We start from the raw sequence: 6273 nt of genomic DNA, 5'->3' as shown, positions 1-6273 counted from the left end.
CCGTTCTATCCGGCGGCGGTGCACTCGGTGAGCGCGGTCGAACCCGCCGATCTCGGCTGGCGGCTGGCCGCGGAACGGATCGCCGCGGCGACGGTTCCGGTGGAGCGGGCCGGTCTGGACGGGCAGGCGCTGCCGTTCGACGACGACAGCTTCGATTCCGCGCTGTCGACGTGGACGCTGTGCACCATCCCCGATGTCGGGACCGCGCTCGCCGAGGTGCGCCGGGTGCTGGCGTCCGGCGGCACTTTTCATTTCGTCGAGCACGGTCTCGCACCCGATGCCGGTGTCCGGAAATGGCAGCAGCGGCTCAATCCGATACAGATGGCACTGGCCGGCGGCTGCCACATCAATCGCGATATTCGCGGATTGATCGAGGACGCGGGATTCGAGATCCGCGATATCGATCAGTATTACCAGCAGGGGCCGAAGCCCTGGGTCGCGCTGTCGGTGGGCACCGCGGTGGCCGTCTAGCTTTCACCGCGGCGCCCGGTGAGAGTTACTGCGGCCAGCCGCCGTACGGGACGGTGATCAACTCCATGTAGTGGCCGACGGGATCGAGGAAATAGATCCCCCGGCCACCGTCATTGTGGTTGATCTGATTGACGCCCTGCTGACGCGGATCGGCCCAGTAGGTCATGCCGTACCGCTTGATCTTGTCGTAGGCGGCGTCGAATTCTTCCTCGGAAACCAGGAAGGCGTAATGCTGCGGCTGCGGTTCGCCCTCGAAACCCGGTGGCAGATCGGCGAAGTCGAAGGTGACGCCATTCCCGACGGTAATCGGAATGAACGGACCATACGGCTTGCCCACCTCCACCCCGAGGATGTCCGCCCAGAATTCGGCGGAGACTCGTTTGTCCGTGCACGCGACAATGGTGTGGTTGAACTGGATAGTGATAGGAATTCTCCTGCGCTCGTGACGATCCCGACCCTGGACCGGTACAAGTCGGCCGACAGGAGCATCGCCACGCCTTCGACGTTAACCACCCGCCGGCGAATCCGCCAAGCGCCCTGTGCGAACCGTCACAGCGGTGGGCGGCGCCGGAAAGCAGGGGCAGCTCAGGTGTCAGGTGCGCCGCGGTACCGAGTATTCCTGTTCCGGGCGGCCGATGCTGCCGTAGCGCAGCCGCACACGCAGGTCGCCGGCCCCGGCCAGATTCGCGAGGTAGCGCTGGGCGGTGGCGCGGGAGATGCCGATGGCGGCCGCCACCTGGGCGGTGGACATGGGCGATTCGGCATCGCGGACCGCTTGCAGGACAAGCTCTTTCGTAGGCGAGGCGACGAGGGACGCTCCGGCCGCGATACCGGCCGGGGCCGCCGCCCGCCGCCTCGCTCTACATGCGCTGCGAGACCGTGGCCGGGCACCCGGACATCGTGCAGAAACTGGCGAACCCCTTCGTCCAGACCCTGCGGTGGGTCAAGACCCACTCCCCCGAGGAGATCGCGGCGAAGATACCGAGTCAGTACGCGGGCGGCGATCCGCAACTCTACGTCCCATCGCCGACTCGATCAGCATGTTCAACGACGACGGCCTGATGAAACCCGAAGGCGCGCATAACGTCCTGCGCATTCTCGCCCAGTACTCGCGCAATGTCGCCCCGGTGCTGGACCGCATCGATCTCGGCGCCACCTACACCAACGAGTTCGCGGAGAAGGCCCAGGGCGCACGCAAACCCTGACCGGCCCACCTGGAACCGCACATCGATTGAGGGGTATGCGGTTTCGCGCTATTCCGGGACGGCGACCACGGGTCGGCGGGAGCGGCGCAGGGCATCGACGGTGAAGATGGCCAGCGCCAGCCAGATCAGCCCGAACCCCGCCCAGCGGGACGCGGGCATGGGCTCGTGCCCCACCGCCACACCCCAGGCCAGCTGCAGTCCGGGCGTGAGGTACTGCAGAATTCCCATGGTGGACAACGGCACTCGCGGGGCCGCCAGCGCGAACAACACCAGTGGTACGAGGGTGACCGGGCCGGTCAGCATGAGCAATCCCGTATACGGAAGTGAGGAACCGAAGGTCGCGTTGCCGGTCACCGCGATCACGATCACCGCGATCAGCGCGAACGGCGCGGCCGCCAATCCCTCTGCCGCCAAGCCGGGTAGCGCGTCGAGCCGAATCACCTTCTTGACCAGTCCATAGGTGGCGAAGGAACAGGCCAGGATCACCGCGATCCACGGCGGCCGACCGTAATCGATGGTCAGCACGATCACCGCCGTGGCCCCCAGCCCCAGCGCGACCCACTGCGGAGCCCGCAGCCGTTCCCGGAAGATGACGACCCCGAATGCCACCGTCACCAGCGGATTGATGAAATACCCCAGCGCACACTCCACCACGTGATGCGAGATCACGCCGTAGACGTACGCGCCCCAGTTCATCGAGATCGCCGCCGACGCGACGACCGCCAACCGCCAGGTCCGCGTATCGATCCGCCGCAGCTCCCCCAGCCGCCCGGCGAGCGTCATCACCAGCAGCGAGACCACCAGCGTCCAGAGAATCCGCTCGACCAGGACCTCGCCCGCGCTCGCGAAGGACAGCAGTCCGAAGAAGGCCGGAAAGAGTCCCCAGATGAAATACGCCCCGATGCCGAAGGCGATGCCCGCGTCCCGGGGGCCCTCGTGTCCCGTCGGCCGACCACGCCGACCCGTATCGACCGCTGCGTCCGAGTTCCCAGGTCCTTCCGCCACCCGAATACGTTAGCCCGCGCAACAAAAGTCACGACAGCGAATACATGGGATGATCCTCACACACCCCTCTGTCCCATAACGGGCAGCTACGGGCCAGTTTCTTTGGTCGCCCTTTACTGTGGAGGGCATGTCGATTACTGCGCAGGCAGCTAGTCCGCCCAGTCCACCCGCGCTGGGGCTCACCTCCGCCGAGGTGGAACAGCGGCGCCGCGAGGGGCTGACCAACGACGTGCCGGAGCGCGCCAGCCGATCCGTCAAGGACATCGTCCGGGCGAACGTCTTCACCCGGATCAACGCGATCCTGGGTGTGCTGTTCATCCTCGTGCTCGCCACCGGATCGCTCATCGACGGCATGTTCGGGCTGCTGATCATCGCCAACAGCGCGATCGGCATCATCCAGGAACTGCGCGCCAAGAACACCCTCGACAAACTGGCCATCGTCGGGCAGGCCAAACCCATGGTGCGTCGCGAGGGCCGGGCCACCGCCGTGGCGCCGCAGGCGATCGTGCTCGACGACATCATCGAACTCGGGCCCGGCGACCAGATCGTCGTCGACGGCAAGGTGATCGAGACCGAACTGCTCGAGGTCGACGAGTCACTGCTCACCGGTGAGGCCGACCCGATCGACAAAACCCTTGGCGCGCCGATCATGTCGGGCAGCTTCGTGGTGTCCGGCAGCGGCGCCTACCGGGCCACCAAGGTCGGCAAGGACGCCTACGCCGCCAGACTCGCCGACGAGGCCAGCAAGTTCACCCTCGTCAAGTCGGAACTGCGCAGCGGCATCGACACCATCCTGAAAGTCATTACCTACCTGCTGATTCCGGCGGGCCTGCTGTCCATCTACAACCAGCTGTTCTCCTCCAAGGAATCCTGGCGGCCCGCCGTCAACGGCATGGTGGCCGCACTGGTGCCCATGGTGCCCGAGGGCCTGGTGCTGATGACCTCCATCGCCTTCGCGGTCGGCGTGGTCCGGCTCGGCGCGCGCAAGTGCCTGGTGCAGGAGCTGCCCGCCATCGAGGGGCTGGCCCGGGTGGACGTGGTGTGCGCGGACAAGACCGGCACGCTCACCGAGAACGGCATGCGGCTCTCGGAAGTCCGTCCGGTGAACGACATTCCGGAGGCGACGCTGCGCGAGGTGCTCGCCGCGCTGGCCGCCGACGACCCGCGGCCCAATGCCAGCGTGCTGGCCATCAAGGAGGCCCTGCCGGACGATCCAGGCTGGCAGTCCACCGGGGTCGCGCCGTTCTCCTCCGCCAAGAAGTGGAGTGGCATGTCCTACGGCGAGCACGGCAACTGGCTGATGGGCGCGCCGGACGTGCTGCTCGACCCAGCGTCCGAGATCGCCGACACCGCACAGGACATCGGGGCCAAGGGCCTGCGCGTGCTGCTGCTGGCGCGCACCGACCGGCCGGTGGACGCGCCGGACGCGCCCGGGCAGGTCACCCCGGCGGCGCTGGTGGTGCTGGAGCAGAAGGTGCGGCCCGACGCCAAGGGGACCCTCGAATACTTCGCGTCCCAGCATGTTTCGACCAAGGTCATCTCCGGCGACAACGCGGTGTCGGTCGGCGCGGTGGCGTCCTCGCTGGGGCTACTCGGCGGTGACGACCCGGTCGACGCCCGCACGCTGCCGACCGATCAGAACGAGCTCGCGGACGTGCTCGACCACAAGACCGTGTTCGGCCGGGTCCGCCCGGATCAGAAGCGCGCCATGGTCGGTGCGCTGCAGTCGCGCGGCCACACCGTCGCCATGACCGGCGACGGCGTCAACGACGTGCTCGCACTGAAGGACGCCGACATCGGCGTCGCCATGGGTTCCGGCAGCCCCGCCACCCGCTCGGTCGCGCAGATCGTGCTGCTGGACAACAAGTTCGCCACCCTGCCCTACGTGGTCGGCGAGGGCCGCCGGGTGATCGGCAATATCGAGCGGGTCTCCAACCTGTTCCTCACCAAGACCGTGTACTCGGTGGTACTGGCGTTCCTGGTCGGCATCGCGGGCATCGGATCACAGATCTTCAGCTACAAGGCCATCGGCTATCCGTTCCTGCCGCGGCACGTGACGATCGCCGCCTGGTTCACCATCGGCATCCCCGCCTTCATCCTCTCGCTGGCCCCCAACAATGAGCGCGCCCGCACCGGGTTCGTCGGCCGCGTCATGCGTTTGGCGGTCCCGTCGGGCGTGGTGATCGGCGTCATGACCTTCATCTCGTACCTGATCGCCTACAAGGGCCCCGACGTCAGCGAGACCGCGAAGGTCCAGGCCGGCACCACCGCCCTGATCACGCTGCTGATCATCGCGGTCTGGGTGCTCGCCATCGTGGCCCGGCCCTGGAACTGGTGGAAGATCCTGCTCGTCGCCGGTTCCAGCGCCGGCTACCTGATCCTCTTCGCGGTTCCCTTCACCCGCCACTTCTTCAAACTCGACCCGTCGAACATCGCCCTGACGACGCTGGCCATCGTATGCGGCGGCATCGGCATCGTCCTGGTCGAGGTGGCGTGGTGGCTGAGCGCCAGGCACCTCGGCGAGTCACCCCACACCCGAATGCCGGACGACAACGACTGAACCGGAGTTCGTTTCGAGCCGGGACCACCTCGAGGTCCCGGCTCGAATCATGTTCGGCCGCGCGGTACAGGAAGACGTTGGGGCGGTGTCGGATTGCTCGCGTGTCCAGGGGTCTGGTCAGCCAATTGGTCGCATGCTTCGGCTCGCCGTGGGTAATGCCGTCCTGGGCAGTGATTGAATTCGCAGGTACCTTGAGCGACATGGAGGTCTTGCTGCATCAGCTCGACGCATTCGCCGACGCACCGTTCTCGGGCAATCCCGCCGCGGTCATGCCGCTGCTGTCCTGGCTGCCGGACGAGCTGCTGCAGCGACTCGCCGAGGAGAACAATCTCGCGGAGACCGCCTTCTACACCTCGGCGCTACCGGCGGAAGCGGGTGCGCCGCCGGACAACTCGCCCGCCTTCCAGCTGCGCTGGTTCACCCCGACGGTGGAGGTCGACCTGTGCGGGCACGCCACCATGGCGGCGGCCGCGCAGATCCTGGAGGACATGCATCCGGGGGCCGATCGGGTCCACTTCTACACGCGCAGCGGATGGTTGCGGGTGGATCGGGATCGGGACGACCTGGTGCTCGATCTGCCATCGGTGTCGTCGGTGGAAATCGATGTGCACGATGACATTCCGCGTCAGCTCGCGGAGGCGCTCGGGGTGCGGCCGGTGCGCGCGTTCGAGGGGACCGATGTGGTGCTGGTCGTGACCGCCGAACACGAAGTGCGCGAATCCCGTCCGAACTTCTCGGTCTTCCCCGACCTGAACCGCGCCGCAATCCTCACCGCCGAAGGCGACGAGGTCGACTTCGTCTCCCGGGTCTTCGCGCCCGGCCAGGGCATCCCCGAGGACCCCGTCACCGGCTCCGCCCACGCCCAGCTGACCCCGCTGTGGAGCCGGGAACTCGGGCGCACCACCCTCACCGCCCGCCAGCTCTCCCGGCGCGGCGGGGCCATGCGCTGCGCCCTCACCGGCGACCGGGTGCGGCTCACCGGCCGGTGCCGCCGCTACCTCGACGGCGTGGTCCGCCTGCCGGACTGAGCAA

Annotated in this window: 7 protein-coding genes; 4 read left to right on the top strand and 3 right to left on the bottom strand. The window is 67.4% G+C overall.

The window, feature by feature from the left end:
* The coding region (locus tag ON33_RS07085) for a class I SAM-dependent methyltransferase (protein ID WP_040856675.1) at positions 1–471 on the top strand (471 nt) is incomplete at its 5' end.
* Positions 472–496: 25 nt separating this feature from the next.
* Here ON33_RS07085 and ON33_RS07080 read toward each other — a convergent pair.
* The gene (locus ON33_RS07080) at positions 497–895 is read right to left on the bottom strand and encodes a VOC family protein (RefSeq protein ID WP_040856671.1); all 399 of its coding nucleotides are present in this window, start codon (positions 893–895) and stop codon (positions 497–499) included.
* A 168-nt stretch (positions 896–1063) separates the two neighbouring features.
* Positions 1064–1252: a DUF977 family protein gene (locus ON33_RS39410; RefSeq protein ID WP_373281018.1), complete on the bottom strand. Its 189-nt coding sequence runs from the start codon at positions 1250–1252 to the stop codon at positions 1064–1066.
* A 259-nt stretch (positions 1253–1511) separates the two neighbouring features.
* Between ON33_RS39410 and ON33_RS41000 the strand changes: the two genes are divergently transcribed.
* A complete protein-coding gene (locus ON33_RS41000) occupies positions 1512–1676 on the top strand; it encodes a hypothetical protein (RefSeq protein ID WP_157184440.1) in 165 nt (54 codons plus the stop codon).
* 48 nt (positions 1677–1724) lie between these two features.
* Here ON33_RS41000 and rarD read toward each other — a convergent pair whose 3' ends face one another.
* On the bottom strand, positions 1725–2591 hold the full coding sequence (gene rarD / locus ON33_RS07070) for an EamA family transporter RarD (protein WP_040856773.1): 867 nt from the start codon (positions 2589–2591) through the stop codon (positions 1725–1727).
* 217 nt (positions 2592–2808) lie between these two features.
* Between rarD and ON33_RS07065 the strand changes: the two genes are divergently transcribed.
* The gene (locus ON33_RS07065; RefSeq protein WP_051151736.1) at positions 2809–5241 is read left to right on the top strand and encodes a cation-translocating P-type ATPase; all 2433 of its coding nucleotides are present in this window, start codon (positions 2809–2811) and stop codon (positions 5239–5241) included.
* Between the two features lie 200 nt (positions 5242–5441).
* Positions 5442–6269 (top strand): PhzF family phenazine biosynthesis protein, encoded by an 828-nt coding sequence (locus tag ON33_RS07060; RefSeq protein WP_040856667.1) that lies wholly within the window; start codon positions 5442–5444, stop codon positions 6267–6269.
* The last annotated feature ends 4 nt before the right edge of the window (positions 6270–6273 follow it).

This window comes from Nocardia niigatensis NBRC 100131, assembly GCF_000308655.1.
Classification (GTDB): Bacteria; Actinomycetota; Actinomycetes; order Mycobacteriales; family Mycobacteriaceae; genus Nocardia; species Nocardia niigatensis.
The sequence above is the reverse complement of the archived record's forward strand: the minus strand, read 5'-3'. Positions and strand labels throughout refer to the sequence as shown.